The sequence below is a fragment of the Nitrososphaerota archaeon genome, from assembly GCA_029785825.1.
Lineage (GTDB): Archaea > Thermoproteota > Nitrososphaeria > Nitrososphaerales > Gagatemarchaeaceae > UBA183.
This window is the reverse complement of record JAFLYY010000001.1, coordinates 1,655,133-1,680,577: the sequence shown is the minus strand read 5'-3', so window position 1 is coordinate 1,680,577 and position 25,445 is coordinate 1,655,133. Positions and strand designations below refer to the sequence as shown.

Below are 25,445 nucleotides of genomic sequence, written 5' to 3'. Positions count from 1 at the left end.
CCTGCATTCGTTTGCAGCCACAGTTCTCGGCGAAGCTTGAGGCCACTTCGTGGGACCCGAAGCTGGAGGCTGAAATGAGGCAAACTTGGGAATATGAAAGAATTTTTGAATTTAAACCATCAAACAATAAGAATCTTAACTTCATTATGGATACACCGCCGCCGTATCCTTCCGGGAAGCCATGGCATCCCGGGGCCCTGACTCAATACACCCAGATTGACATGGTTGCGCGGTCAGCCCGGATGCGGGGGTTGAACGTGCTCTACCCCATCGGAATCGACCGGAACGGCCTCCCGGTGGAAATCTTCGCCGAAAGGAAGTACAGAGTCCAGATGAGGAAGACCCCGCGGGAGGAGTTCATCAACCTCTGCAAACACGCGCTGGACGACCTAGAGGCGTACATGATAGGCCTCCTCAAGACGTTGGGGATTTCCGGGGATTACTACAACAAGTATAGGACGGACTCGGAGGAATATCGAAAGCTCACCCAGTGGTCTTTCATTGAGCTCTGGAAAAAGGGGCTGATTTATGTGGCAAACAGGCCGAACAACTATTGCCCCGACTGCGCCACGACCATCGCGGATGCGGAGATTGAATATGAGGAGCTCCCGACTTTCCTGGTCACTAACGCCTTCAGGGTGAAAGACGGCAAGGCAGAGTTGTCGGTGGCCACTACAAGACCCGAGCTGCTGGCCGCCTGCCAGATGCTGGTGGTCAACCCGTCTGACGCCCGGTACAAGAAATTCGTCGGGAAGACAGCCATCGTCCCGATTTACAACCGGGAGGTTCCCATCAAGGCGCATAAGAGCGTGGACCCCAAATTCGGAAGTGGGGTGGTGATGGTCTGCAGTTACGGCGACTACAACGACGTTATGCTCGTCAGGGAATTCAAGCTGAAGGAGATCGTGGCCGTCGACATGGATGGCAAGATGACAGCCGTGACGGGCAAGTACACCGGGACTTCGATAAAGGACGCCAGGTCTCAGATAATCCAAGACCTGCAGGATGCGGGTGTGGCCACAAAAGTGGAGCAAATCCAGCACAGAACCCCACTCTGCGACCGGAGCAAGACGCCCATAGAGATAATCCCTATGGAGGAGTATTATCTTAAGCAGTTAGAGTTCAAGCCTGCGCTGAAGAAGCTTGCCAAGAAGATAGAATTCCATCCGGCCATGCATCGCCAGATCCTCTATGACTGGATAGATGTGCTGACCACAGACTATCCTATCTCCAGGCGCAGATACTACGCAACCGAAATACCTGTCTGGTACTGTAGCAAGTGCGGCACGCCACACCTCCCCAAGCCAGGGGTCTACTATAGGCCCTGGAGAGACGAGGCACCCTTCAAGAAGTGCAAGAAGTGTGGGAACTTGAAGTTCGTGGGTGAGACTAGGACGTTCGACACCTGGATGGATTCGAGCCTCTCGCCACTGTACATTTCGAAGCGCCTCAAGAGCGGCAGGTTCCACAGCCTGACCTTTCCCGCCACCGTTAGGATGCAGGGGAAGGACATCGTGAGGACGTGGCTCTACTACAGCCTGCTGAAATCCTACCAACTTACAGGAAAAGAGCCGTTTGAGCACGCTTGGATAGGGGGTATGGGGCAGGACTCCCAAGGAAGGAAGATGAGCAAGAGCCTCGGCAACTTCTTGGACGTGGAACCCCTCTTGGCTAGATCTGGAGCGGACGCCTTCAGGTTCTGGGGCGCATCGGAAGCAGGCCTCGGATACGACTTCAGATTCAGCGAGGAGAGGATTCTGGGGGCGGGGAAGTTTCTGACTAAGCTCTGGAACACGTGCCGGTTCATCAGTTCATTCCCCATCCCCGAAAAAGCAGATTTGACTTGGACGGACAAGTGGGTGCTCAACGAGCTCGGAAAGCTGACCGAGGACTGTGTCGAGGCCTATGGCCGCTTTGATGTGTTCACTGTCTCAACCAAGGTGAGAGAGTTCCTCTGGAACGTCTTCGCGTCGCATTACCTTGAGATGGCCAAGGGGAGGGCCTATGGTGACGGGGCGACCAAAGAGGAGCAGGAAGCCGCGTGGTATACCTTGCACACCGTAGTTAGGAGCATGCTGCTCCTCGTTGCACCAATCACCCCGTACATCACGGACTCGGTCTGGAGGAAGCTCTACGGAGCCCAGAGCATTCATCTAGAGAGGTTCCCCAAACCTCAGAGGTTCGATGTGAGCGAGAAGGTGAGCCAGAGCATAATCGAGTTCAACGCCCAAGTCTGGAAGTCGAAGAAGGACAAGGGGATGGCCCTCAAGGACTCCATCGCCACCAAAATCCCCGCGAACCTGAAGCAATTCGAAAAGGATCTGGTGCGGATGCACCATATTACGAAATAGTTCGCTTAACGTAGAATCGCCGCACGGCGTTTGTGGTATTTTATATATCAGGGCCGCGGCGTTAGTTACCATGCAGGCAGTCCTTGTCCGTAACCGCTGCGTGTGGTGCGACGGTTACATCGACTCTGAAAGCAGCCTGGAGATGGCGTACAACTGCTGTTCCAGATGTCTGTTCCCGCTGCCAACAGAATAAGACCCTATATCTTCGACAATTGTTCGTACTCGTTGGGTGCAAACCTCCTTGACACCGACGCCGCGTTCTCTTCTAGGTGGGCAGTCTTGGTTGCCTTGGGTATCGCCACGACGTTTTCGTTCCGGGTGACCCAGTTGAGCATCACCTGTGCGGGAGTCATTTTGTACTTCCGGAGTAGCGCTTCGGGGATCGAGTTTGTTATGTTCCCCCGGGCGAGTGGGCTGTAGGCTATGAGCGTTAGTTTTTCCTTTGAGCAATAAGGGAGCATGTCCGCCTCGACGGTGCGGGTTGCCAGTGAATACTCGACTTGGTTGGAGACGAGTTCGCTCTTCGACAGGGCTGTCCTTGCCGCTTCGGTCTCAGCCACGCTGAAGTTGCTCACGCCGATGAACCTGGTCAGTCCGTCCTCCACGAGTTTCTCCATCGCCGACATCGTCTCCTTGATTGGGACTTTGGAGTCGGGCCAATGGACCATGTACAGGTCCACATAACTGATCCCAAGCCTCTTCAAGCTCCCTTTACATGCGGCAATCACGTCGTCGTGGTGGAGGTGCCCGGGAGCTACCTTCGAAGCTATGAAGACATCCTTGCGGATGTCTTTGACTGCTTCCCCGACAACCTCCTCGGACCGTCCCGAGTGATACATCTCGGCGGTGTCGATGTGTGTTATGCCCAGCTCAACCCCTCTCTTTAGGGCATTCACCTGGTTCGCCCTCTCGTCTGGGGTGGCATAGGAGCCTATCCTCCAGGTCCCCATCCCTATGGTGGATATTTTCTCCCCCGTACTTCCTAGCCTGTGATACTCCATGTGGGGTTTGAGGACCCGGGTAGTTTAAGTTGTATTGCGGGTAACAAAGATGATAAAGAGAGCTCGGGGCGAGCGCTGTCGGGCCAGCGTAGCTCAGCCTGGTTAGAGGGAAACCGACTCCAGCACCTGCCTTGTATCTCATGTGAGAGAGCAGGGGGTCGCGAGATCGAATCTCGCCGCTGGCTCTTCCCTGCCCTTTTAGCTGCCGCTTCTGCGCAGGACCTCGAAGACGTCGTGGACTGTGGCCGAGAGATAATCCCCATACTCGTCATCGCCGAACTCGGTCACGTCTATCTTCCCGGCTTTCGCGGCCACCACGTATCCTAAGAGATGGTAGCATGTCGCTTCGCTCCCGCCCAGCACGCGGAAGAAGAAGTTGCTGCAAGAGCAGTATGGCTTCTCTGGGTCGAGGAACTCGTCGCCGAGCCTCCCCACTACCGTTATCACCTTCCTTCCGCTAGGCAAGAAGCGCGCCTCCTTGATGCTCCCAGAGAGGACGGCATCTATCGCCCTGTCGAGTTTCGGTCCGTACCCCTCGAGTTCGGGGAGTCCTCGCCTTAGAGAGTCTCTTTGATCAGACATGTGTGTCATCTGGCTGGGCGGAGGAATTCGTTGAGCGAGCCCTGAATCCCTGTGGTGGAGAGGCCAGAAACGCGTATTCCGACCCTCCGGAAGTCCGTTCCTGTCGATTTTCCGAGCTCCTCGAAGAGCGAAAGGATGGAACCCCTCAGAGTCGTGGGGTCGTCGAGGGAGACCTCCAACGACCTGCTCTTCGTCCTAGTAGACAGGTCGGTCAGGATGCCTATCGCGGTGATGGTTTTGAACGACTTCGACGTAGTGACGAGTTTTTCGTGGACATAGTCGATGCCACTGGACAACTGGTCGAGAATCTCGTTGAGGTCCCTGGTGTCATGCTTCAGTGTGACGATCCGACTGAACTGGGTCGGCTCGAGCCCCTCCACTACTTCGCTGTCGTCTGTCCCGGTCGCAGCGGCGAGGAGGTAGCCCCTGAATTTCCTACCGAACCTCTTCTCGAGCTCCGCGGGCTCGGCCGTTACGAGCTCGGCCACGGTCGAAATCCCCATTTCCGCGAGGGATGCGGACGTCTTCGGTCCCACGCCATAGAGTTTAGACGCCGGAATCGGCGCGAGGAACTTCGCGGTATCCTCGGGAAGGACGACGGTCAGTCCGTTCGGTTTCGACATATCAGACCCGAGTTTGGCTACGGCCTTGCTCCGACCCAGTCCCACAGAGCTAGTAAGATGCTCGCCGTCGAATATCGCTTTCTTTATGGCTCCGGCCCTCTCCCGTGCCTGGGCGTAGTCGCCGGCGGTAGAAGAAGTCAGCTCGAAGAAGGCCTCGTCGATGCCTGTGGGCTCGAGGGTGTCCACCATGTTCTCCAGCGCGTCCATTATCCTAACCGAGATGACTTCGTACTTCTCGTGATCCATCCTGATTATCGCCGGATCCCTCCCCTCGAGCTTCTTCTTCGCTTGGACGATTGGCATCGCAGAGTGAACCCCGAACTCCCTAGCCCTATAGTTCGCCGTCGCAACTACACCGCTGTCTTCGGTTCTTCCTGAGAAGACGCAAACCATCACTGGTCTCTGCTTGAGCGAGGGGTCCTCTACCTCCTCGACCTGAGCGTAAAAGTAGTCGAGATCGATGTGACCTATGACTCGGGTCACGGGCGGCTTGGGTGGCCCAGTTCCTGTCAGCTCATTTCACCGCTACCAAGACAATCCGAGATTTCGTCCAGCTTTTGACCTCGTTGGAATAGTCGGCGTTCAGTTGGAGTCTTGTCTCCTGCCTGGCTGAGCGCCAAGCCGTGCGGACGGCAACCTCTTCCTTCCCACCTAGTTCGATGGGATAGAGCCACCGCTCGAAGGTCACCTGCTCTCCAACGACTTCGGAAAATTGCGTTTGAAAACCGGCCTCCGCTACCATCGATTTCCACGCGTTCGGCGTGAAGGCTTCGATGTGGCTGCCGTCCCGGAGCCTCTCGATTTGGTTGCAGAACGCCTCCGTTCCTTCAGGTGGAGACATGTCCACGATGCCGAGTCTTCCCTTCGGCCTGAGAACCCTGTAAGCTTCCCGGAGGAATCGGGGCACGTCTTGGAAATGATGTGCGGCCCTGCGCGTTGTGACGATGTCGTACGTCCAGTCGGCGAACTTGGTCGCTTGGGCATCGCCAAGTTCGAAGCTGACATTCAGCACTCCCCCGTTGTGGGCCAGTTTTCTGGCCTCGTCCAACATCTCGGCGGTCACGTCGATTCCTGTCACATGGCTGACGTAGGGTGCTAGGGCCATCGCCGTGAACCCGGTCCCGGTAGCCACGTCCAGTACGAGTTCGGTTGGCTTAGGTTTCAGCGCGTCCACGAGTGTCGCTAGGTCCTCGCCATGGGCATGGCTTTGGCTCTTGGTGTAGCCTCCGGCGTGAACCCCGAAGAAACTTTCTGTCGGCCCCTTCCCATCCATCAGGCATGCCGCGCCTGCGAAGGGCTTTTTTAACAAACCCAAGACCAAGCCGTGGATGCCCACGCGTTATGATGTCGTCATAGTGGGGGCAGGGATAATGGGGCTCGCCTCAGCCTACCACCTCCAGAAGAATAATCCGAGCAAGAAGATGGTAGTCGTAGATAGGTTTGGCGCGGTGGCTCAAGGGAACACGGGGAGGAGCAACTCCATGTTTCGGAACACGTTTTCTTCCTCTGACAACCAAGTGCTAGCAGACAGTTCCATTGAGTTCTATCTCCACCTACAGGAGGAGCTCAAAGTGGACGTTGGTCTGCAGAAGATTGGATACCTTTGGCTGATGGACCAGACACAGTTGGAAAAAAGCGAGCCGTTCCTGAAGAGGATGAGATCCAACGGGGTCGAAACCACCAAGTATGATCGAGAGTCCCTTGGACGCATGTTACCGGGAATGGTGACCCAGTTCGGGGCAAACGAGGATGCAAGGATGATGACTCTCCCGAGCATCGATGGTGCCGTCTTCGGCCCAAAGTGTGGGAGGGTCGACCCGGAGAAGCTCGCAGGGTTCTACGCTGACGGTTTTGCGAAAGCTGGGGGAAAGTTCCTCCTCAACTCGGATGTGGGGGCGTTGATGGTGGGTCCGACCAAGAGGCTAGGGATTGAGGGAGAACCGCACGTCTGGCAAGAGACAAAGATCGACGGGGTCGCCATCTCAGGCGCCGAGGCGCCTATTCTTGCCGACTCGGTCGTCCTCGCCGGAGGTGCGTGGTTGAACGAGTTGCTGGAACCGGTAGGCATAGACGGCCATGTGAAAGCGAAGAAAAGGCAGTTGTTCAGCGTCCATGCGAAGGGACCAGACGTGGAGCGACTGTTTCATGCCAAGGGTTTCAACTCTCTTGGCCTGGCGCCCATGATCATCCTTCCGAAGGCTGGGGTGCATTTCAAGCCGGTTAGCGAAGAAGGCTGCTTTTGGGTCGGGTGTGAGGATGAAATTAACCGCCAGTTCATCGACGTACCGGCGCACGACCTTGAGAAATACCAAGCGGAAACGGAGTACTATCGCCATGACGTGCTTCCCGTCCTATCTGCCTACTTTCCTGGCTTTCAGGGGGCCGCGCTCAAGGCGATGTGGGCAGGGCTCTATGCCTACAACACGTTGGATCGTCTCCCGTTCGTGTTCAGGAGTCAGAACCTGATCGTTGTCGGAGGGGACAGTGGGAGCGGTATCATGAAGGGGGACTCGCTGGGGAGGGTGGTAGACTCTGTCTACCGGGAAGAGGGGGACGCCTCTCTCTATGGCGACGTGAGATACAAGGCCTCCAAGCTGGGATTCGAGCGGAGAGACGTCGAGCCAGAAGCCTGGATCATCTGATCGGTTCTTCGGCAACAGGTAAGGCGCCCCTCGAAATGCTCCTCTATCGATTGGCGTTGCGCCAGCTACGAGTTACGCTTCGACTCACATTGTTTCCTTGGCGGATTGCCGGGTGATTAGGATGGGGTCGGCCGGATTTGAACCAGCGATCTCAAGCGGTCTCGAGGCGGGCTAAAAGCCCGAATCTACCCGAGGCTTGAAGCCTAGACCAGACTAGCCGACGACCCCTGTCTGCGGCCCGTTCCACGTCCGTTTATATGCTATCGTGGTGCCTCGGTCGATAGTCGCGGCGGGCTAGTCTGTAGGATGTCAGCGATGTGCTGCTGAGGCAAAGAGCGGAACAAGACCAACCAGGGGAGCATTTATAGGCTGAGTCGCGGCCCTGAAGACTAGTGTCAGAAGAGAGGAAGACGGTAATCGTCGGCCAAAGCAAGCCTCTTCTCAATTACGTGACTGCCTGCATCACCATGTTCAACGGCGGTGCGAGACAGGTTGTCCTCAGAGCCAGGGGAGAAGCCATCAACATGTCAGTGGAGGTCGCCCAAGTGCTGAGGAAGCGCTTCATGAGTAACGTCCAGATTTCCAACATCACCATCGATGGTGAGAGTGTTACGTCGAGGGATGGGAGACAGCTCAACCTCCCCGTGCTGGAGATAGAGCTTTCAATCCCTGTGTAGTCAGTTTCGACTCCGGGGTCTTCTTTTATGCTGGAATTTGGGTAAAGGGTTTTAGACCCACTAAGCAGGCGAAAAATGTTGGTTTCTTTGAAGTCGAGAAAGTTTGCAAGGGTCGAAGGGAAGCTCCCGGGTCCCAAAGCCAGTCTGGTGGTAAAGAACACAGCCAAGTTTGTGTCGCCGTCCATCTCAAGGTTCTATCCCCTTGTCGTGGAATCTGCCCACGGATCACTAGTGAAGGACGTCGATGGGAACCAATTCATCGACTTCGCGGCAGGTATTGCGGTCCTCAGCACCGGGTCGACCCACCCGGAGGTGGTTCAGGCCATCAAGGACCAGGCTGAGAAGTTCATCCACTTCTCCTACACCGACTTCTACTACAGCAACCTCGTTGAGCTCTCGGAGAAACTCCTCCCCCTCATACCTGGGGATGGCCGGAAGATGGTCTACTACGGCAACAGCGGCGCCGAGGCCATCGAAGCCGCTATGAAGCTGACCAGGAATGCGACGAAGCGTCCTCTCTTCCTGGCGCATTCGGGAGCATTCCATGGTAGGACCATGGGCGCCCTCAGCCTTACGGCAAGCAAACCCATGCAACGAAAAGGCTCGCTACCCTTGATCCCTGACGTGGTGCACTTCCCGTTCCCGTATTGTTATCGGTGCCCCTGGAAGCAGACTTTCCCCGAGTGCGATTACTATTGCGTTGACTATTTCAAAGAGCAATATCTAGAGAAGTTCGTCAATGTCGATGATGTGGCAGCATACTTCTTCGAGTCGATACAGGGCGAGGGAGGGTACGTACCAGCCCCCCCTGACTACTTCAAGAAGATGGAGTTCCTCCGTAAGGAGGGTGTCCTGTTCGTCTCAGACGAGATTCAGACAGGTGTCGGGAGAACAGGGAAGTTCCTCGGCATAGAACATTATGGCATCATTCCGGATGTGGTCACCATCGCGAAGGGGATAGCGTCGGGACTGCCGCTCAGCGCGACCATAGCCAGGGCTGAGGTTATGGAGACTTGGAAGCCAGGCCAGCATGCGTCTACGTTCGGGGCGAACCCGGTAGCCGTCCAGGCGGCCTTGGCTACCCTCGATGTGATGAAGTCGGAGAAGCTGATGGAGAATGCGAATCGCGTCGGTGGGAGGGCAAAGAAACGTCTGTTAGAAATGAAGGAGAAATATGAAATCGTCGGGGATGTGAGAGGGAAGGGGTTGTTCCTGGGAGTGGAGATCGTTAAGGACAAGAAGAGCAAGGCACGAGGTGAAGCCGAGGTCAAACGTATTGTCGACTACTGCTTCCAGCGCGGCGTCCTTGTCATCACGGCAGGACGGAACACGCTTCGGCTGGTACCTCCCCTGAATATCGCCGAAGACGTGATGGATGAAGGCCTTGACATCGTGGAAGAGGCCGTAGCCGCCGTCAACTCGGCTGCTACGAAAGCCTAGGCATGTACGACTTCGAGATGCTGATGGCTGACCTTCTACAAAAGAAACCTGAATTCAGCCGGGACGAGGTCGTGCGCCGCGTCGAAGAGAAGAAGCGAACCGTAGGAGCAGGGTATCTCACCGACCAGGGCGCGCTCTTCCTCGTGGCTGGGGAGCTCGGTGTATCACTACGCAAAGAAAGCATCTCGGCTGACCTTGCCATCAAGGATCTCTACATCGGAGCGAACGACGTGACTGTTGTGGCCAGAGTCCTGGCGGTCTATCCTGAAGCGGTGTTTAACAAGAAAGACGGCGGAACCGGGAAGTATAGGCGACTCGTGTTGTTCGACGGCCAGGGCTCGGTCCGCCTTACGGTTTGGGAGGAGGGGCTGGAAGCCATTGGGAGATTGAGCCTCAGGGCGGATACACCAGTCAGGGTGGCGAGCGCGTATGTCAAACAAGGGCTAGATGGCAAACCTAACCTCAATCTCGGGAAGCGAGGAAGAGTGGAAGTCGTGACAGACGAGAAGGTACTGGCGAAGCTCCCTTCGATTTCAAGCCTGGTCCAGAAGCTCCCCGCCCTTGTGAAGGAAGAGTCGTTTGTCGCTCTGGAGGGTGCGGTCGGCTCGGAACCGCGCTATAGTGAATTCGTGCGGTCTGACGGGTCCGAGGGATCCCTCTTCCAGTTCGGGCTGGGCCGGGAGGGCGCCAAAGAGACGCGTGTAGTCATCTGGAGCCCGACGTCGCGGCCCGAACTAAAACGTGGTCAGAAAATATTGATCACCAACGTCAGAGCGAGGCGCTCCAACGGCGGGGACTTCGAAATCCACGGCGATGCCGGGAGCGAGATTCTAGTGGGTGAACACGCCCCGAGATTGGAGCTGAGAGTAGCCGCCACAACCTCCACTTCCACGGCCAAGGTGATTTTGGGCGTGGGCAGAGACAGGAAGGTCAGGATGGTGGAGCTTGGGAAGGGGGTCAAAGAGCCTGTCCAAGGGGACTTGATCGAGGTGGTCCCCGACGAGGTCGTCGAGGGGAGGCTCTACTGCAGGACCACAGAGTCGCTTCGGGCATTTGACGACGATGAGTTCCCAGGATTCGATGAGCTCGTAACCAAGCTGCTGAAGGCGAAGGAAGAGGACGCTCAGTTGATGTTCGAGGTGATTGCGCTTTCGCATGGGAGCGTAGACGACGTCAAACTGAGGGATGGGACCATGGTCAGGAAGGGAGAGCTGGTTGTAGGAGACGATGCAGGTGACATCAAACTGGTGGCCTGGAGAGACCTTTCAGGGAGGGTCTCTGGTATCCAAGCCGGAGAGAGACTCAGGCTGGTTGGGGTGGCGCCGAAGCCGACCAAGATGGGTTCGTGGGTCCTTCAGCTCTCCAGCCTAAGCGTAATAGAAAGGCTCGGGGGCCGAACCTAGGTCTTCGAGCGTCTCAGCATTTCGTATTCGTAGACGAAGATTATCACCAAGGCGGCGACGAAGAGGACGATCATGGTCGTACTGATGAAGCTGTAGTAACCGTTCAAGGTTAGAAGTGGGAACAACTTGGAAGCTGCGACCCCGAGTCTGATATTAAGCGTTGCTGGGATGTATCTGTTTTTCCATGATGAGGCTTTTATCTCCATGCTTCGACGGCGTGCGTGTGCCGAGGTGGCCTAGCCTAGTTATGGCACCAGGCTACACCCGAGAGGGTGAAACTCATAATCCTGGGCTGGGATGTGAAATCTGGGGGTCGAGGGCGCGAAGCCTCTCTGCGGCGCGGCTCCCTCCCTCGGCACCATAGTCCAAGGTTGAAAGGCCGGATATGAGAGCCACGGGTGGGATTCGGACCCACGACATCCACCTCTTTGGGTATTGCATACCAAGGTGGCGCTCTAGCCACTGAGCCACCGTGGCACTCGGCCGCCACCGACCGAACTCGATTCTTAACTGTTCGCGGCTTCAGAGCGTCCTTTCTGGGTTCAGGCTACCCTCCAATTCCTCGGCGTTGCTATAGACGTCGGGGCGAGGGCAGGTAAAGAGGGGCATCCGTTTGACACAGACGATGTGTGTGCAATGCTGATAGAGCCCTGTTGGCCTTGCTATGCCCTTGCGCGCGGGCGACTCGGATGCGTATGGTCATGAGGTGTGGGACTACTTCGTGGGGCGCCTGGGAAACGAGGTCATTGAGAGAGACGATGGTCTGGTGGATCCCTCCGCTGAGGCGCCAGCCATGTACTTCGCGCCCCTGAAGGATTGGCCCGCAGTAGAGCGGAAGGGGGTGGCCTTCATGAAGGGGCGGGTGTTGGATGTAGGTTGCGGGGCCGGTAGGGTGGGGATCTATCTCCAGCGGCGCCAGGGCTTCGACGTCACTGGCATCGACACTTCTCCTCTGGCTTTGAAGGTAGCCAGAGCCAGAGGCCTCCGGAAGGCGCGCCTGCTTGCTTTCGGGGATATCGGCTTCCCACCGCGGTCGTTTGATTCCGTCGTCATGTATGGGAACAACTTCGGACTGTTTGGAAGTAGGGCGAGAGCGAGACGCCTCCTGAAGAGGCTGCATAGGATGACCACAGCCGAAGCGACGATTGTCTGCTCGAGTGTCGATCCCTACAAGTCAGACGACCCAGTTCATATCAAGTACCAGGAGCAGAACAGGGCAAAGGGAAGGATGTCAGGGCAAGTCAGGATCAGGGCAAGGTACCGCACATATGTGGGGAAGTGGTTCGACTACCTCCTAGTGTCCCCCAAGGAGATGAGGGAGCTGTCCGAGGGGACGGGGTGGCGGGTCGACCGTCTGTTCGTGTCGAAGGGCGGCCCTCTGTATGTGGCAGTCATGCGTAAAGAAGCGCGGAGTCGGGCCGTCGTGTCTAAACACCCCAACCCAGGATAATACGTGTAGTCCGCGTTCAAGAAGGTGCAAGCCGCGCGTGATTATCCAACCGTGTGAAAGCCCGGTGGTTTCTGAGAGTCGAGGGATTCACAGAGGGCGTGAATCGGTTGTCGGTTGTCGGTTGTCAGTCGGCGCGTTAGAAATGTAGCGGCGCCCCTCCTCGGTCAGCTGGTAGATGAACGGCTTCGAGGTGTTGTTCCGAGTCACTAGGCCCGCGCCAAACAGCTCTTTCATTATACGTGCGGTGTGCTCTCGGGACTTCTGCACCTCGTCCGTGAGCGTCCTGGTGTTCTTAGGACCATCACGAAGAAGTCGAAGTACGGCTAATTGCGTTTCGTCTGGTACTTTGGGGGCCATGTGAGCGTTAGGAAGATCTTGTGATGCCTGTGACCCCTGTGACTTTGGCTGTCTTGTGATGAAAGTTGCTTCGGGCTCGGATTTCTCGTGCGTCAGTGCCTTGTGCGGGACGACTTGTGGGAGCGGAGAGAGCGCTGCAGAAGATGCGGCGGCGGACATCACCCTAGCCTGAATCACCTCCATCCTTGTCACGACGTCGAGTATTCGCTCGTCTTGCTTCTTGAGACGTTGCTCTAGTGAGGACCAAAGGTCTTGGCCGATTTCAGTAGAGGTGTTTATCCTCTGTGACAGCTGTCTATATCGGAAGAGCAAAGCGAATGACAGGGCCACGAAGAAGAACGAGGCGGTCAGGAGTCCGTAAGTCGCGTAGTCGACCATGTGTGATGTTCGTGATGGGTAGTTGTGATATAAGTGTGACGTTTACCGTGGAGTGGTGTTCTAGGCGTGGGCGACAAGAAGGTGGAATGATTGCAGCCTAAGGCAGTGGTGATGCGTTAACATTCCAGACCGCAGAGACCCTAGTGCTGAGTAATCTGGCAGTCTCATTGTTCCATTCATGGGGACGATGGAGGGAGGCAAGTCTGATCGGCCCGGAGTTCGTGAGGGTGTCTTTCTCCTAATCCTTGTGCCTACGGCGCCGTGCGTCTGGCGTCTGCGAGCGTTCGGCAGCAAGGCACTGGTCGCGAACTGAGAGACGTGTGATTCGTCACGTAATCACATCACAATGTTTCTCACAAGGGCGTGCAACACCCTGGCCAATTTCTCGCTTTCTTCCTCGGAGAGCTCTCTGAATCCAGTCCCGGCGATGTCCAACAGTCGACGGACATCCTCTGGCCTAACTACTCCGGTCCAAACCCCGATTAGTAGTGTGATTATGGACCTCCTAACGTTCTCCCGGGCTTGTTGGACCGTGCGAAAGTAAGATCCGATGGTTAGGGGTTTATCTCTCGCTCCGCGCGTTCGGCTCTTGGTCGCTAAAGAGGCCGCGTCTCTGTACTTCATTTCACCCAAGGCGACTCTGACATAGAGCTGCAGGCTCTCAAGTTGCCTGGGTGTCAGCGTAGACTGCTCGATTAGTGATTGTGGCAGGCTCATTATTTCCTCTGTCCGCTAAATATGTATTAAAACATCCAGGCTGCGCATGTGCAGTAATGTGTAGTATTATGGAGGGAAACAGAAAAATGTGTGGATTACTGTAGCCACCATGAAATATTTGTAGCTTGTGGGAAATGGCCGTTTGATGTTACCTTATCTACTTCAGTTGGTAGACGGGTGGGCGAGCGGGAAATGGGTAGGAGACGGAAGAAGACCCTTCGTATAGTGCACAAGACATTGCCGAAGGTGTTCGCGTGTCCCAGATGTGGTCTAATCTCCATCCGTATCACGTCGGATCAGGACGAAGCATCACAGGACTATGTATTTCGCGTCACATGTGGCAACCCAACTTGTCCTCTGCATGCGGGTAGAGAACTGAGATACCAGGCGAAGAGGGCAGACATAGACGTCTACAACACCTTTGTAGACGACTATGCCAAAGCTGGGGCATGATTTGATAGCCGTCGGACCCGTTGAGCGTTATCTCCTTGACAAAACCAGGAATGGACCGGCCGTCGCTGCGCTTTTAGATCCTGAAAATTTTACGCCTAAACAGGCGGCTGATACCGCAGGTAAGGCGATAGAGGCGGGCGCTTCATTAATTCTGGTCGGAGGGTCGACCCTTGCTAACCAGAGCAAGGTTGATGGGGTCGTGAAGGCGATTAAGAATCACGTGGGGTCACATCCTAGTCACACCAAATCACGCCGAGTTCCTGTGGTTCTTTTCCCTGGTAACATCACGGGTGTCTCCCGGCACGCAGATGCGATCCTCTTCAGTTCGCTGCTCAACTCTACTAACCCCTACTTCATCATAGGGGCACAGGCGATTGGGGCCGTTGAAGTCCATAAAAGCAGGATTGAGAGCATCCCTATGGGGTACCTCGTTTTCGGCAACAACAGTACGACTGCATTCATCGGTCAGGTCAACAACATGCCTCCAACCAAGCCGGGGCTGGCTGTCATCTATGCATTAGCTGCCAAGTACCTTGGTATGAGAACGTTGTATCTCGAGGCAGGAAGCGGCGCTGGCACGCCGATACCAGGAGAGACCATCGACGCGGTTAGGAGGGCTTATGATGGGATTCTGATTGTAGGAGGCGGCATCACAGATGCCGAGGCCGCTAGCAGAGCTGCAGGGGCCGGCGCCGACCTGCTCGTCGTTGGTAACCTTCTCCAATCGAGCGGATATGAGACGACCCTCCGAGAGATAGTAACGGCGACGGCTCGGAGATAGGCGCTGACGAGTGTTGTTTTTCTCCTGTGGGCCCCAAGTCTCTTATGCGGGGCGTTGACCCGTCCTTGCTGGCGAGGTTCGTCAACAAATGGGGTTGGGGCAAGTGGAGGAAGCGCCGTGAGGGGCGTGCTTCTGCTGGGCGTGTGGTCAAAGAGGGGAAACTCGCTCGGGTAAAGGCCACTCGTTTGGTTCGATGCTAGAGGGACCAGGTGGTGTTTCGGGGCCTTTGAATCGTGCTGCTTGTTTTGATTGTGTGAGGGGGTTGTACCCCCGTGCGTTCGAACTGGCTGCTACGAGTGGATGCCTCCGTTTATGACGGTTTCTTCTTGGCTGTTGTTAGGATCGTCGTCCTCGGGGACGCCCCAGGCAGAGTTTGCGAAGGCTCGGCGTGGAAGTCCTGTTGAGGGCCGGCTTTCAAAGAAGTCCCTCCCTCCCCTCTTTTTCGTTTGTTTCCATTGTAAAGGGGCCCCAGGGATGTGATGTCATTACGTAAGTAAAGGAGCCCGCTCTCGATTGCCGGTCACGACAGATATGCCTTGGGGTCTAATACGTAATCACAAGAACTCGACAGTAACCACACCGACCGCCGACCCGCTCAGGAACCAAACTCCATTGGAAACGGCGGGGTGGGGGGGCGACTGTGAACAAAGGCGAGGGACGACGGCAAGTCACCCCGCCCTGGAGCCCAGTGTTTCCACTGGAGCCATTCCAGTCTTAGAACCTGTGAACGGCCCGATTCCGACCCCTCTGTTTCCAATGGAACCAGTTCAGAGCCCTTTTCTCCCAGCCTTCAGCGAGGCCGCTGTGAACCGCTGTGAACCCACCTGCTGCTATCATACCGAAGTCAAACTAACTGACTACGCAGTTCACAAGTTCACACCAGCCAGCGCTAAATGGGGCACCCCAAGTGGCAAGCATACTGGGTTTGATTAGACGGGTAAAGTTCGAACTAGAGGACGACCACAGACGCAAGACCTTTCACACCATCGAAGGACCAGTAACAAGGAGCGACCTGATGCGGACAATGGACGCTCTCGAAATGATGGACCTTGCTGCCGAACCACGGGTTCAGGCCCCCGACCAACTGACGTTCTTCGGCAGAGTGCAGACGCTCCTGGAAACCACGTTCGCGACAGGAGACTTTTCGTCATCCGACGTGGCTAGGGAGATCGAAGAGAAATACGGCCAGCCCGTGAAACTGAGCACCATCTCTACCTATCTGTCTCGCCTAGCGGACAGACAACAGATCAGACGGGAGAAATTCGGGAACTCCTGGGTGTACCGACGGGTGTACCTGAAGCCCGCCCAAATCGCCGAAAGGTAGACGCGGCCACTTCATAACGGCACCACAGATCCAGACGGCGTCTTCAGGAAGGGAAAGCGCGCCCAGGGGACACGAGGACCAAGATAAGCGCCGGCCCCGAGACGGATGAGTCCCTCGAACCACGAGGGGCATGGCTGGGGGTGCCCCCCGGGTTTTACCAAGCACAAAGCATAGCACATTTAATTACTCAATCGTAGACTAACTAAAACACCGTTGTCTCGTGCGAAGTCAATTCAGAAACTCAGAGATGAATCACCCAATCTCGAAGCAAAGATCATCGCCGCCATCGGCCAGGCAGGACCCAGGAACGTAGCCCAAATCTCCCGCATGACGGGCGCGCACCAAGAGACCATAAGGTACAAAATCAAGAAGCGCTTCGGGCGCCTAGGGTTCAAATTCCACGCAGAAGTCGACTTCGACAAACTCGGACTTTCTCTTCACTGGGGCTCCCTCGACTTCACGAAGCCGTACTATGGTGTGGCCCCCCAGATACTCAAGGCGATGAACGAGGTAGGGTATCTCACATACTTTGGCAAACTCGTACCGCAAGGGAACTACGTCACACTCTTCGCCCTTCCTGAAGGAACGACGGAGCAATACAGGGGCTTCCTCTCCGACCTCGTGGCCAAAGGCATCCTCAGAGGGTTCGACTTGGAGCAAGTCGCGGCCAGCAAGCACAAGGCCATGGACCCCCGGTTCTTCAACTTCAGATCAGGGAGGTGGGAAGTCGAATGGGACAAGGTAGCTGACCAGCCACCATCCCTGTTTCCTGCCGAGCCCAAACCCAGGATTGCCGACTTCGACCTCTACGACCTTCTCGTGATAAAGGAGCTCCAAAAAGACTCGCTCCAGCACCTCACGGATATTGCCAGGAAACTCAAGCTGCACCAGAAGACCCTTGAATATCACTATCGCACGCACATACAGAAATGGAACCTGGTTCCGTCCTATCGTATCCGGTGGGCCCAAGACCTAGTCAAAAGACCAGTCCACTCCACAGTCATCACCCGATTGGCCTTCAGAGGGCTCGGCAGGCAGGAGTTCAAAGAGGTACAGGCGGCGGTAAGCAAGATACCCTTTCTCTGGGTGGAAGACCTGCTCCGAAACGGAGACTACGTCACAATGCTTTACGTGCCAGTGGCTGACATGGTCAATATGTCAAGCTACATCGACCTGGCCGCCCCAAACCTACCATCAAAGCCGGAGTTGAGCTTCGTCAAACCCACAGAAGCGTTTTGGTTCACTATACCCTACAACATGCGCCAGAACGGCGAATGGAAATTCAACGCGAGACAAATAGAGCGGGCGCTTCAGAAAGCTTCCGCCATTCCGTTCCAAAAATAGGGCGAGGGCGCTCCCGGTTAAGAGGGGCCGCCGCCAATAGGGCCCGAGGCGCCCACGTAGATGCCACACACCGCGGCCGGGGTCGCGAATACAGAAAGGGCCGCCGAGACGAAGAACAAACCAAGTCCGATCTTGGCGTCGACAGCCGTGTTCACCCAACCGACGGGGCAGGACTAATTTCTCTTTTCCATTAACTATGGTGATATATATCATGCTTCTAGCTAGTTATTGGGCGCGCAACCCCTAACCACGATGGGGGCGTACGGTGGCAAACCAAAAACACCTATCTAGACCAGTGTTTCCACTGTTCACAATTGTCCGAGGCCATCGACGAGATTTTTCGCAGGGCGAAGGAAGGTAAGCCACTTTTCGTCAACAGGGACGCCCTCAGTCCCGATTATGTCCCCGTCCATCTCCCGTTCCGCGACCCCCAGACTAGGGCCGTCGCCCAAATCCTCGCGCCAATCCTCAGAGGCTCGAAGCCCTCGAACCTCCTACTCTACGGAAAGACCGGGACTGGAAAGACAGCAGTCACCAACTATGTCCTTGCGAAGCTCAAGGCCGAAGCCAACAACCCAAACCTGGTCCTCGCTTATGTCAACACCCGTCTGGCAGACGGCGAGTACAGAACACTTGCAGATTTCGCACGCGCACTCAATCTGAGTAAGGACAAACAGATACCACTCACAGGCCTTGCGATAGGGGAGGTCATAGACAGGATTTCGGAGAACATAAGGACCAACAAGAAGAAAGTGGTCCTGGTCCTCGACGAGATAGATTATCTTGTGAAGCTCTTTGGCGATGACATACTCTATGCCTTCACCCGCTCTGGAAACAAACTGTCACCCGGGTTTCTCGCAATGGTAGGGATTTCGAACGACCTGAAGTTCAAAGAAGGGCTCGACCCCCGGGTCCTGAGCAGCCTCAGCGAAGAAGAGCTCGTCTTCCCACCATATGCCGTCGAAGAGCTCAGGGAGATACTTACAGAGAGGGCGGGCGTGGCATTCAGGCCAGGAGTCGCCTCTCCCGCAGCCATCAATCTGTGTGCTGCCATGGCAGGATCGGAGCATGGCGACGCGAGGCGGGCCATCGACCTCCTGAGGATAGCGGGGGAGGTAGCGGAACGCGAGGGTCTCAAAGAGATTGACGATACCTGCATCAAAAAGGCCTCCGATAAGATGGAAGTCGACAGGATAGACGAAGCGATCAGGTCCCTCCCGGTCCAGAACAAAGCAATACTCCTCGCGGTCTCTAGATTCAAAGGAGGGACGAACACCGGAGAACTCTATCTTGCCTACAGTAACCTCTGCAAGAAGCTCGGGCTGGAGGTCCTGACACAACGAAGGCTTAGTGGGATACTCGGGGACCTCGATCTCCTGGGGCTCGTTGAGGCCTCGGTGGTCAGCAAGGGGAGGCGGGGTAGGACGAAGAAAATTCAGCTCCTGATAGACGAAGAAACGCTCGAGAAGACGCTGTCGGAAGACCCGACATTCGGCGCCACCAGCTAGGAAGCAAACCCTGCTGCGCCGAAGTTGCGTCGCACCACTTCGAGCCGGGAAAGGTCCACCACAGGGACGACGCTGGGCGTGGGCTCGAGCCCCATATTCATCTGGAAATTGGTCTGTGCCTGCCACGTCCCTGAATTAACTAACAACGTCCCCCTGTAGGTGAGCTCCCCATAGGTGTGCACATGTCCTGCATGAAAGACATCAGGGACCCGGTCCACTACCATGTAGTCCCGAACCTCGGGCGAGAGGGCGGTTCTCTTCCCATAGGTGGGCGCGAGGTGCCTCGCCCTGAGGAGGAGCTTCATGGCGTCTGTCGGCCTGTCGTAGGCCAGGTTCGGCGTCGTAGCTATGACGTCATCTAGGCTCTTTCCATGGTAGAGCAGAAAGCTCACCCCATGTAGTTTGACATAGGCGGGATCTCCGACCCATCTGACGTTGTCCATCGCATAGAGCGACTCGGCCATGTCTATGGGGACCGCAGGCTGCGGAAGGGCCTGCCTCACAGTGTCATGGTTGCCGGGGGAGAGGACAATCTGGATGTGGTTGGGCACCCGAGCGAGGAGCTCACCAGCCATTTCGTACTGCTTCTTCGGATCCCTTTCCGCGAGCTGGAACTCCTGGCCTGGGTAGACCCCGACCCCATCGATCAAGTCCCCGGCTACTACCAGATACTTGATGCGGCCGACTATATCCCTGTCTCCTAGGTTCCCATTGAGCCACTGAATGAAACGGTGGAAGTCGTCAGCCAGGAACATCCTGCTCCCTATGTGCAGGTCTGAGAGAAGGACCGCATAGACGCGGTGAGAGGCGGAGACGACCCGGTGCCCAGGGACGTCGGGAAGAACAAGGGAATCGACGAACAATGACCCAGACTTCGCGCGCGCAACTTCAACCACCACCATGCTGTCCAAGGGAGCCTCCAAAGCCGCCTTCTCCACCAGCGCGTCTTGGCAGGCCGCTTTCAGGGTGCCCGTCGGGTCGTCGACCCTGATCTCAACGCTTCCTCTCCTGCTCGAACGGTCTGCCAGTAATCCGGCTACCATGACCTTCTTTCCTGGTGCCAGGTTCTTGGTGGTCGCCACGGTCGCGCTCTCCCGGGTGTCGAGTCGCTCTTGTACTATGGAAAAGAGCCGACGATATCTGTCATGGAAGAGCTTGCCGAAACCCTCAGCTCCCTCAGCGGGTGCTATGGCCTGCGTCGGGTCGGAAAGGACCTCGAGCTCTGCCGGAGCGCGTTCTTCGGGTGCCTCGCGGACTGGCGGTGCCTCGCGGGGGATTAATCTCGCAACGTCGTCCTCAGTGATGACTCTCGCTTCTGTTGGCATCGCCGCCTTCTGCTCAAGGAGCTTCTCCACCAGACCATCGGCGTCGGTCCCCGCCGGGAGCGAACTAATCATATCGAAGGCCCTGGCGTCAAGCATGTACCCTGACGCCAGCACTTTCGCTATAGCCTTGGGCTCCGACACAAAACGGCGCACACCTCAGGCGTATTTATCGAGTCCCTCATCACGCAAGGAGGCCGTAGGCCTATGCAGCGATACGGGTGTCTCTCGACGACTCCACGCACTGTGTCCCAAGCTGGACCAGCGCATCTAGCACCTGCACGTCGCGCGACTCGCAATAGAGCCGGGTTATCGGCTCGGTCCCTGACGGTCTGAACATCACCCAGGAACCATCTTCGAGCACAAGCTTCAATCCATCCAGAGTCCTCTCTTCGGCTATGCCGAGCCGCCTGAACGACTCCTTCGCCTCGGCGGCCAGGAAATCCATTCTCACCGGGACTCGGAGGTTCATCTGCCGATACTTCCACTTGACTTCCTGGGTCACGCTCCCAAGGAGCCCCCGGTTAGAGGAGAGCAGGGTCGCGATTAGGGCCGACGCATTAATCCCATCTTCCCAAAGTCCCCATTTCGGGTCCACGATCTTGCTCGGTTCGGCTGCGAAGACCCCGCCTTCAGCTGCTAATACGGCGAAGGTCTTCCCCACACAGCTCCTGAGCACCCGCAAACCGAGCTTCTCGGCTTCGTCGGCGACGGCGTTCGAAGTGTTCTCAGATATGACCGCCGTGCCGTTGGCCAACCCGAGTCCGCGTAGCGCTAGCACGTTGAGAATCGAATCAGGAACCACGTTACCCATGGCATCAACCATGACGAGTCTGTCGGCGTCTCCGTCATGGGCGAACCCGAAGTCGACCCCTAGGGTCGGGACCATCGCAGCGAAATCCACAAGGTTGGTCGCAGTGGGCTCCGGGGGCCTCGCAGGGAAGCGCCAGGAGACTTGGGCGTTCACCGGCACCACCTCGTGCCCCAACGCCTTCATTACGAGAGGGGTGACAAGCCCTCCCGGGCCACTGGCGCAGTCCACGGCGACGCGCAGGGGCTGGGCGGCCCGCGGATAACGAGACGTCATCGCATCGACATAATCGTCAATCACTTCCTCGTCAGGGACCAACTCACCGAACGTCCCCCCTGCCTTCATCACCTCCACGGCCATGGCCCGCTCTATCCTCTCCTCGTCAGACTTCGGGAGTTCCATACCATAACGGTTGAAGACCTTCACACCGGAGAATTCAGGGGGGTTATGGGAAGCTGTGACGGCGAAGCCCGCCACACACGATCGCGACCTGGTCCCATATGCGAGGACTGGAGTGGGTACGAGGCCGAACACATCAGCGTCACTCCCGGCGGCACTGACGGCAGCCAGGACGGTCCTCGCGAGGAGGGCGGACGTCTTCCGCCCATCCCACCCCACACCATATCTCCCTCTTCCAGACGCAAAGGCAATTGTTTCAGCAAGCCTGTATACTTGTTCCGGGGTCTGAGTGGAGTTGAACACTCCCCTGACTCCCGCAGTGCCGAACGTCTTGACCATCGCTATCTCTCTATGATCTTTGTCCAGAGTTCAGGGGTGGCTTCCTTGGCAAGGCGGTGCAGAACCGTGGCGAGTTCCCTAATCTCCCACTGGGCCTGGAGGGCGGTCCGCTGCCAAACCATGTGCATCAAACTCCGTGCACTTAGTGTAACGATTAGCTTCGTCTTGATGGCACTGGGGAGGATGTACCTGGCGTCTTCCTTAGGGACCCCTGCTGCTACCATCTTCTCATAGGCGGAGTAGACACCCCTGAGGGCCTCGTCATAGGCCTTGTACGCAACCTCGTTGGACTGGATGGTCGGTGGAGTAATCACCCCCTCTCTGGTGGCGGCCGAGAACCGCTGCGACTCCTGATCGTATGAAGCTGCCCTGTGACGGACCAATTGATGGGTCGTCACTCTGCTGCAATCCTCTATCTCGAACATGTACACGACGTGGTCCAACATAACCCCAGAGTCGAAGGCCACGCCCTTCTGAGACACGGCCCTCTTGAGGGCGGCCAGATCGGTACTGTATAGGAGCTTAACCCGCACGGGTGTGCCCTCCAAAAGCGACTTCATTGAAGACCGGACAGACGGACCTGGTGTCAAGTTCTGACACGACTAGGCCAGCGAACTGCTTCCCAATCGGGTTCCGCCACAACTCGACCAGCGTCCTGGAGTTCAACGACACGAGCCAGTCGGAGTCTTTGAGGTGGGTCGCGCGTAAGTACGGGAAACCTTGGAGGAGCCCCCCGACCTCGGCGTCCCCGGTTTCCTCGACAAGCAGGGTCATAGTAAAATGCTCAAGGACATCCAAGGATTTATCCTGGAGGGCCTTCGTAAGGAGGTACTTCCAGTATTCTGCCCCTCTCAGCTCGAGCTCCGCCTCGATGTCTTCTATGGGTTTCGTGCTGTAACATCTCCTCATGGCAATCGCAATAGTCCTTTCCGGAGAAGGGCTTGCCCAAACGAGAGAAACCTTCATCACGGAAACACTCCCGAGCCGGCATTCGATTTAAACAAGAGCCTCCCCAGCGGTCGCTTGTTGGGTCCACAAGGTTCCTATCTTGGGAGTCGACCTTGTGTCATCGTCCTGCACGAGGTCTGGGGGGCCGACGCGCACATCAGGAATGTCTGTAAACGCCTCCGTAAATCTGGATTTACAGCCATCGCCCCGTCTCTCTACAAAGGGTATGAGTCTCTTCTTACACCCCCTAACATCCAGAGAGCCATGGACGTCGTGTGGGGTTTGTCGCTGGAGGAGCGACGCGACAAGAGGAAAGTGGCTCGCGAAATCGCGAGGAAGGGCGTCGGCCCCGAAGTCCAGGATGTCTTGTCGCTCTTGTACGATCAGGGATTCAGGGATGGGATGCTGGAAATCGTCATCGACGCAATCAGGGACGCAAAGGCGAAACACGAGAGGGTAGCCACCCTCGGGTTCTCCCTCGGCGGGGGGCTCTCACTAATGGCAGCGACTAAGCCGGGACACCCAGATGCCGCGGTTGCGTACTGCGCAGAGCCGCCGAATCTATCTGCCTTCCGAGGGGCAGCAATCCCAACACTGGTGATCTGTGCCAGCCACGACGAGCTCATGAATCCACTTATGCCCGCCTTCATGGACGCCGCCCTGACGCACGGAATCGACCTGCTGGTCAAGACAATCCCGAACACCCACCACGACTTCTTCAACGAGAACTTGAAAGATCGCTACAACCGGGTCGCCGCAGAGGAGGCATGGGAGACCACAATCTGGTTCCTGAGGAGAGCGCTGGTGGCGAAACTCCCCTCTCAAAGAAATAATAGTGGTTGATGTCAGGCTTCCTCCGCGCCGGGTTGGCAGAGTGGTTAATGCGCGGGCAACCCGCCAGGCCTAAGCGGGTCCGCAACTCGAGATCAAAGACCAGTCAGCCCGTGACCTTCGGGTCGCGTGGGTTCGAATCCTACACCCGGCGCCTAAGCTAAATGGCACACAGGTCAAGTTACCTGGTCGGCTGCAAGTCGGGATGGACGGTCTAGCCATCATCGGCGTTAAAGCCCCGACTCTGGGCCAACAATCTTACGGCTCCCAGCTACCTGGGGTGCTCGCAACAAGCTAGGGACGTCCTGCTTACCCGATTGAACCACAGTTCATGGGTGGGCAATCACGAGATTACTAGGTCTAGCAGCCATCGCCGCAAATCTGCCGAACCACAGAGGGTCGCGGAAAGAGACCTACACGGTCTTGAACGACTCGCCGCATCCACAGGTCGAGACAGCGTTGGGGTTGTCGACCACGAAGCCTCCTCCCATCAGCTTCTCCGACCTGTAGTCTACGGTCGACCCGGCGATAAAAGGAGCGCTGGACCTATCTACTGCGACCTTGGCGCCGCCTACATCAATTACATAATCGTCGTCGGAGAGCTTCTCGTCCACAACCATCCCATAGGAGAGCCCCGAGCACCCGCCCGCGGTCACGAATATCCTCAGCGCCGCGCCCGGCCTCCCTTGCCTCTGGAGATAGAGCTTCAACTCTTCACTGGCTTTCGCGGTTAGCTGCACAATCGGCTTGATCTCCGTGCCCTGGCTCAAGACAATCGAAGAAGACGCCTTCCCGTATAAAAACCCGGCTCTCACGCGGCCAGTTTCTGAGCCACTTTCATCACTTCAGCGTACGGAGGTTCATCCGAGGGGGTGTCCGTCACCCATCTGTATTTCAGCATCCCCCTCTTGTCTATGATGAACACAGCGCGCTTGGACACCCCCTTGTAGCCGAGGCCCACCCAGGGGTCCTGTAGGACTCCATAGAGCCTGACGACCCTCCTATTGAAATCGCTTAGTAGGGGAAACTGCAGGTTGTAGGTCTGGGCGAATGCCTTCAGGGAGTAGGAGCTGTCCACGCTCACGCCTACCAACCGCGCGCCGGCCGCCTGCAGTCGGCCTAATCCATCTCTGAATGTGCACATCTCCCTATCGCATACGCCTGAGAAGGCGAAGGGGAAGAAGGCAACAATCACAACGCCTTCCTTCTTGAACTCACCCAGGGACCTATTGTTCCTGTCTGCGTCCGGGAGGGAAAACTCCGGTGCCTTCTGGCCCAGCCTGAGCGCCACGGCCTCCATAAACGAAGCAGGTTCTGATTTAACTACTTCGGGAGCTTCTGCAGTAGTTCGAACAGCTTTGCCGCGAGAGACACCAACCGTTCCTGTTTCGACGGGTCCTCCTCGACTCCCAATGCCGATGTGACTTCGTTCAGCCTTCCTAGGAGTACCTCTCTCATCTGGGCCACCACCGTGTCATAGGACACAGCAGCCGCTTTGGATATCAGAGAAAGATCATCATGGACCGCGCAGTACACCTTACCGCGGTAGCGGACCTGTATTCCCCCGTCCTGGGGGCACGGCTCTGCGAGCATCGTGGCGCCTCGGCTTACGAGATTCGCGGCCACTTTCATCTTGTCTCTGGATGCCCCGCTCAATACAGCGACGCCCCACTAGTGCGTATTAAAGGCGGCAGTTCGAAAAGCACTTAATCCCACCGAACCGTGCCCCGACCCGACCTAAGAGGTAACCGTGTTGAGCGCCAA

25 protein-coding genes and 5 tRNA genes are annotated in these 25,445 nt (G+C 56.7%); 15 read left to right on the top strand and 15 right to left on the bottom strand.

Annotation, left to right across the window (positions count from 1 at the left end; all coding sequences use genetic code 11):
• Positions 1 to 11: 11 nt before the first annotated feature.
• Entirely contained in the window at positions 12 to 2,351 is a 2,340-nt protein-coding gene (locus JRN21_09055) for a valine--tRNA ligase (GenBank protein ID MDG6989446.1), read from the top strand.
• Positions 2,352 to 2,548: 197 nt separating this feature from the next.
• On the opposite strand, the gene JRN21_09050 is transcribed toward JRN21_09055, so the two are convergent.
• On the bottom strand, positions 2,549 to 3,352 hold the full coding sequence (locus JRN21_09050) for an aldo/keto reductase (GenBank protein MDG6989445.1): 804 nt from the start codon (positions 3,350 to 3,352) through the stop codon (positions 2,549 to 2,551).
• Positions 3,353 to 3,434: 82 nt separating this feature from the next.
• Between JRN21_09050 and JRN21_09045 the strand changes: the two genes are divergently transcribed.
• Positions 3,435 to 3,537: transfer RNA gene (locus JRN21_09045), tRNA-Thr, on the top strand.
• 13 nt (positions 3,538 to 3,550) lie between these two features.
• Here the strand turns inward: JRN21_09045 and JRN21_09040 are convergent.
• From JRN21_09040 to JRN21_09030, 3 genes are read right to left on the bottom strand one after another with little or no spacing between them, the layout of a single operon-like run.
• The gene (locus tag JRN21_09040; protein ID MDG6989444.1) at positions 3,551 to 3,934 is read right to left on the bottom strand and encodes a hypothetical protein; all 384 of its coding nucleotides are present in this window, start codon (positions 3,932 to 3,934) and stop codon (positions 3,551 to 3,553) included.
• A 5-nt stretch (positions 3,935 to 3,939) separates the two neighbouring features.
• Complete coding sequence (locus JRN21_09035; GenBank protein ID MDG6989443.1) at positions 3,940 to 5,040, bottom strand: DNA polymerase IV; 1,101 nt, start codon at positions 5,038 to 5,040, stop codon at positions 3,940 to 3,942.
• A 31-nt stretch (positions 5,041 to 5,071) separates the two neighbouring features.
• Complete coding sequence (locus JRN21_09030) at positions 5,072 to 5,830, bottom strand: methyltransferase domain-containing protein (protein MDG6989442.1); 759 nt, start codon at positions 5,828 to 5,830, stop codon at positions 5,072 to 5,074.
• A 55-nt stretch (positions 5,831 to 5,885) separates the two neighbouring features.
• On the opposite strand from JRN21_09030, the gene JRN21_09025 reads away from it, so the two are divergent.
• Positions 5,886 to 7,199: an FAD-binding oxidoreductase gene (locus JRN21_09025; protein ID MDG6989441.1), complete on the top strand. Its 1,314-nt coding sequence runs from the start codon at positions 5,886 to 5,888 to the stop codon at positions 7,197 to 7,199.
• 122 nt (positions 7,200 to 7,321) lie between these two features.
• On the opposite strand, the gene JRN21_09020 is transcribed toward JRN21_09025, so the two are convergent.
• Positions 7,322 to 7,427, bottom strand: a tRNA-Pro gene (locus JRN21_09020).
• Positions 7,428 to 7,591: 164 nt separating this feature from the next.
• Here JRN21_09020 and albA point away from each other — a divergent pair.
• The 4 genes from albA to JRN21_09000 all read left to right on the top strand — a co-directional run bounded on the left by albA (position 7,592) and on the right by JRN21_09000 (position 11,080).
• Positions 7,592 to 7,876: a DNA-binding protein Alba gene (gene albA / locus JRN21_09015; GenBank protein ID MDG6989440.1), complete on the top strand. Its 285-nt coding sequence runs from the start codon at positions 7,592 to 7,594 to the stop codon at positions 7,874 to 7,876.
• 75 nt (positions 7,877 to 7,951) lie between these two features.
• Entirely contained in the window at positions 7,952 to 9,316 is a 1,365-nt protein-coding gene (locus JRN21_09010) for an aminotransferase class III-fold pyridoxal phosphate-dependent enzyme (GenBank protein ID MDG6989439.1), read from the top strand.
• Between the two features lie 2 nt (positions 9,317 to 9,318).
• Entirely contained in the window at positions 9,319 to 10,719 is a 1,401-nt protein-coding gene (locus tag JRN21_09005; protein MDG6989438.1) for a hypothetical protein, read from the top strand.
• 225 nt (positions 10,720 to 10,944) lie between these two features.
• Positions 10,945 to 11,080: transfer RNA gene (locus JRN21_09000), tRNA-Met, on the top strand.
• Between the two features lie 29 nt (positions 11,081 to 11,109).
• Here JRN21_09000 and JRN21_08995 read toward each other — a convergent pair.
• A tRNA-Thr gene (locus JRN21_08995) sits at positions 11,110 to 11,196 on the bottom strand.
• Positions 11,197 to 11,389: 193 nt separating this feature from the next.
• On the opposite strand from JRN21_08995, the gene JRN21_08990 reads away from it, so the two are divergent.
• Positions 11,390 to 12,169 (top strand): class I SAM-dependent methyltransferase, encoded by a 780-nt coding sequence (locus JRN21_08990; GenBank protein MDG6989437.1) that lies wholly within the window; start codon positions 11,390 to 11,392, stop codon positions 12,167 to 12,169.
• 87 nt (positions 12,170 to 12,256) lie between these two features.
• Here the strand turns inward: JRN21_08990 and JRN21_08985 are convergent, their stop codons facing one another.
• The gene (locus tag JRN21_08985; GenBank protein ID MDG6989436.1) at positions 12,257 to 12,904 is read right to left on the bottom strand and encodes a winged helix-turn-helix transcriptional regulator; all 648 of its coding nucleotides are present in this window, start codon (positions 12,902 to 12,904) and stop codon (positions 12,257 to 12,259) included.
• A 336-nt stretch (positions 12,905 to 13,240) separates the two neighbouring features.
• Positions 13,241 to 13,621: a hypothetical protein gene (locus JRN21_08980; GenBank protein MDG6989435.1), complete on the bottom strand. Its 381-nt coding sequence runs from the start codon at positions 13,619 to 13,621 to the stop codon at positions 13,241 to 13,243.
• 177 nt (positions 13,622 to 13,798) lie between these two features.
• On the opposite strand from JRN21_08980, the gene JRN21_08975 reads away from it, so the two are divergent.
• The 5 genes from JRN21_08975 to JRN21_08955 all read left to right on the top strand — a co-directional run bounded on the left by JRN21_08975 (position 13,799) and on the right by JRN21_08955 (position 19,031).
• Positions 13,799 to 14,074 carry a hypothetical protein gene (locus tag JRN21_08975; protein ID MDG6989434.1) on the top strand — a complete coding sequence of 92 codons (276 nt, stop codon included), beginning with the start codon at positions 13,799 to 13,801 and terminating at the stop codon, positions 14,072 to 14,074.
• Positions 14,055 to 14,855, top strand: coding sequence for a geranylgeranylglyceryl/heptaprenylglyceryl phosphate synthase (locus JRN21_08970; GenBank protein ID MDG6989433.1), 801 nt, complete (start codon positions 14,055 to 14,057; stop codon positions 14,853 to 14,855). Before JRN21_08975 ends, JRN21_08970 begins: the two co-directional genes overlap by 20 nt.
• Positions 14,856 to 15,780: 925 nt before the next feature.
• Positions 15,781 to 16,179: a BlaI/MecI/CopY family transcriptional regulator gene (locus JRN21_08965; GenBank protein ID MDG6989432.1), complete on the top strand. Its 399-nt coding sequence runs from the start codon at positions 15,781 to 15,783 to the stop codon at positions 16,177 to 16,179.
• Between the two features lie 213 nt (positions 16,180 to 16,392).
• Positions 16,393 to 17,523, top strand: coding sequence for an Lrp/AsnC family transcriptional regulator (locus JRN21_08960; protein MDG6989431.1), 1,131 nt, complete (start codon positions 16,393 to 16,395; stop codon positions 17,521 to 17,523).
• 314 nt (positions 17,524 to 17,837) lie between these two features.
• Entirely contained in the window at positions 17,838 to 19,031 is a 1,194-nt protein-coding gene (locus JRN21_08955) for an AAA family ATPase (protein ID MDG6989430.1), read from the top strand.
• Here JRN21_08955 and JRN21_08950 read toward each other — a convergent pair.
• The 4 genes from JRN21_08950 to JRN21_08935 all read right to left on the bottom strand — a co-directional run bounded on the left by JRN21_08950 (position 19,028) and on the right by JRN21_08935 (position 22,868).
• On the bottom strand, positions 19,028 to 20,497 hold the full coding sequence (locus JRN21_08950; protein MDG6989429.1) for a DNA-directed DNA polymerase II small subunit: 1,470 nt from the start codon (positions 20,495 to 20,497) through the stop codon (positions 19,028 to 19,030). The genes JRN21_08955 and JRN21_08950 overlap by 4 nt on opposite strands.
• Positions 20,498 to 20,558: 61 nt before the next feature.
• Positions 20,559 to 21,902, bottom strand: coding sequence for a hypothetical protein (locus JRN21_08945; GenBank protein ID MDG6989428.1), 1,344 nt, complete (start codon positions 21,900 to 21,902; stop codon positions 20,559 to 20,561).
• A 2-nt stretch (positions 21,903 to 21,904) separates the two neighbouring features.
• Positions 21,905 to 22,435, bottom strand: a complete 531-nt coding sequence (gene thyX / locus JRN21_08940; protein ID MDG6989427.1) for an FAD-dependent thymidylate synthase — start codon at positions 22,433 to 22,435, stop codon at positions 21,905 to 21,907.
• A complete protein-coding gene (locus JRN21_08935) occupies positions 22,425 to 22,868 on the bottom strand; it encodes an FAD-dependent thymidylate synthase (GenBank protein MDG6989426.1) in 444 nt (147 codons plus the stop codon). Before JRN21_08935 ends, thyX begins: the two co-directional genes overlap by 11 nt.
• 60 nt (positions 22,869 to 22,928) lie before the next feature.
• Here JRN21_08935 and JRN21_08930 point away from each other — a divergent pair, with 60 nt between their 5' ends.
• A complete protein-coding gene (locus JRN21_08930) occupies positions 22,929 to 23,693 on the top strand; it encodes a dienelactone hydrolase family protein (GenBank protein ID MDG6989425.1) in 765 nt (254 codons plus the stop codon).
• A 17-nt stretch (positions 23,694 to 23,710) separates the two neighbouring features.
• A tRNA-Ser gene (locus JRN21_08925) sits at positions 23,711 to 23,835 on the top strand.
• 259 nt (positions 23,836 to 24,094) lie between these two features.
• On the opposite strand, the gene JRN21_08920 is transcribed toward JRN21_08925, so the two are convergent.
• From JRN21_08920 to JRN21_08910, 3 genes are read right to left on the bottom strand one after another with little or no spacing between them, the layout of a single operon-like run.
• Positions 24,095 to 24,457, bottom strand: coding sequence for an iron-sulfur cluster assembly accessory protein (locus tag JRN21_08920; GenBank protein ID MDG6989424.1), 363 nt, complete (start codon positions 24,455 to 24,457; stop codon positions 24,095 to 24,097).
• Positions 24,458 to 24,492: 35 nt separating this feature from the next.
• Positions 24,493 to 24,972, bottom strand: coding sequence for a redoxin domain-containing protein (locus JRN21_08915; GenBank protein MDG6989423.1), 480 nt, complete (start codon positions 24,970 to 24,972; stop codon positions 24,493 to 24,495).
• A 32-nt stretch (positions 24,973 to 25,004) separates the two neighbouring features.
• The gene (locus JRN21_08910) at positions 25,005 to 25,337 is read right to left on the bottom strand and encodes a hypothetical protein (GenBank protein ID MDG6989422.1); all 333 of its coding nucleotides are present in this window, start codon (positions 25,335 to 25,337) and stop codon (positions 25,005 to 25,007) included.
• Between the last annotated feature and the right edge of the window lie 108 nt (positions 25,338 to 25,445).

Excerpts from the sequence above, each read along its gene's own strand:
- JRN21_09050 (MDG6989445.1), bottom strand. The coding sequence starts at position 3,352 with ATGGAGTATCACAGGCTAGGAAGTACGGGGGAGAAAATATCCACCATA.
- JRN21_09040 (MDG6989444.1), bottom strand. The coding sequence starts at position 3,934 with ATGTCTGATCAAAGAGACTCTCTAAGGCGAGGACTCCCCGAACTCGAG.
- JRN21_09030 (MDG6989442.1), bottom strand. The coding sequence starts at position 5,830 with ATGGATGGGAAGGGGCCGACAGAAAGTTTCTTCGGGGTTCACGCCGGA.
- JRN21_09025 (MDG6989441.1), top strand. The coding sequence starts at position 5,886 with ATGCCCACGCGTTATGATGTCGTCATAGTGGGGGCAGGGATAATGGGG.
- JRN21_09010 (MDG6989439.1), top strand. The coding sequence starts at position 7,952 with ATGTTGGTTTCTTTGAAGTCGAGAAAGTTTGCAAGGGTCGAAGGGAAG.
- JRN21_09005 (MDG6989438.1), top strand. The coding sequence starts at position 9,319 with ATGTACGACTTCGAGATGCTGATGGCTGACCTTCTACAAAAGAAACCT.
- JRN21_08985 (MDG6989436.1), bottom strand. The coding sequence starts at position 12,904 with ATGGTCGACTACGCGACTTACGGACTCCTGACCGCCTCGTTCTTCTTC.
- JRN21_08980 (MDG6989435.1), bottom strand. The coding sequence starts at position 13,621 with ATGAGCCTGCCACAATCACTAATCGAGCAGTCTACGCTGACACCCAGG.
- JRN21_08970 (MDG6989433.1), top strand. The coding sequence starts at position 14,055 with ATGCCAAAGCTGGGGCATGATTTGATAGCCGTCGGACCCGTTGAGCGT.
- JRN21_08945 (MDG6989428.1), bottom strand. The coding sequence starts at position 21,902 with ATGGTCAAGACGTTCGGCACTGCGGGAGTCAGGGGAGTGTTCAACTCC.
- JRN21_08935 (MDG6989426.1), bottom strand. The coding sequence starts at position 22,868 with ATGAAGGTTTCTCTCGTTTGGGCAAGCCCTTCTCCGGAAAGGACTATT.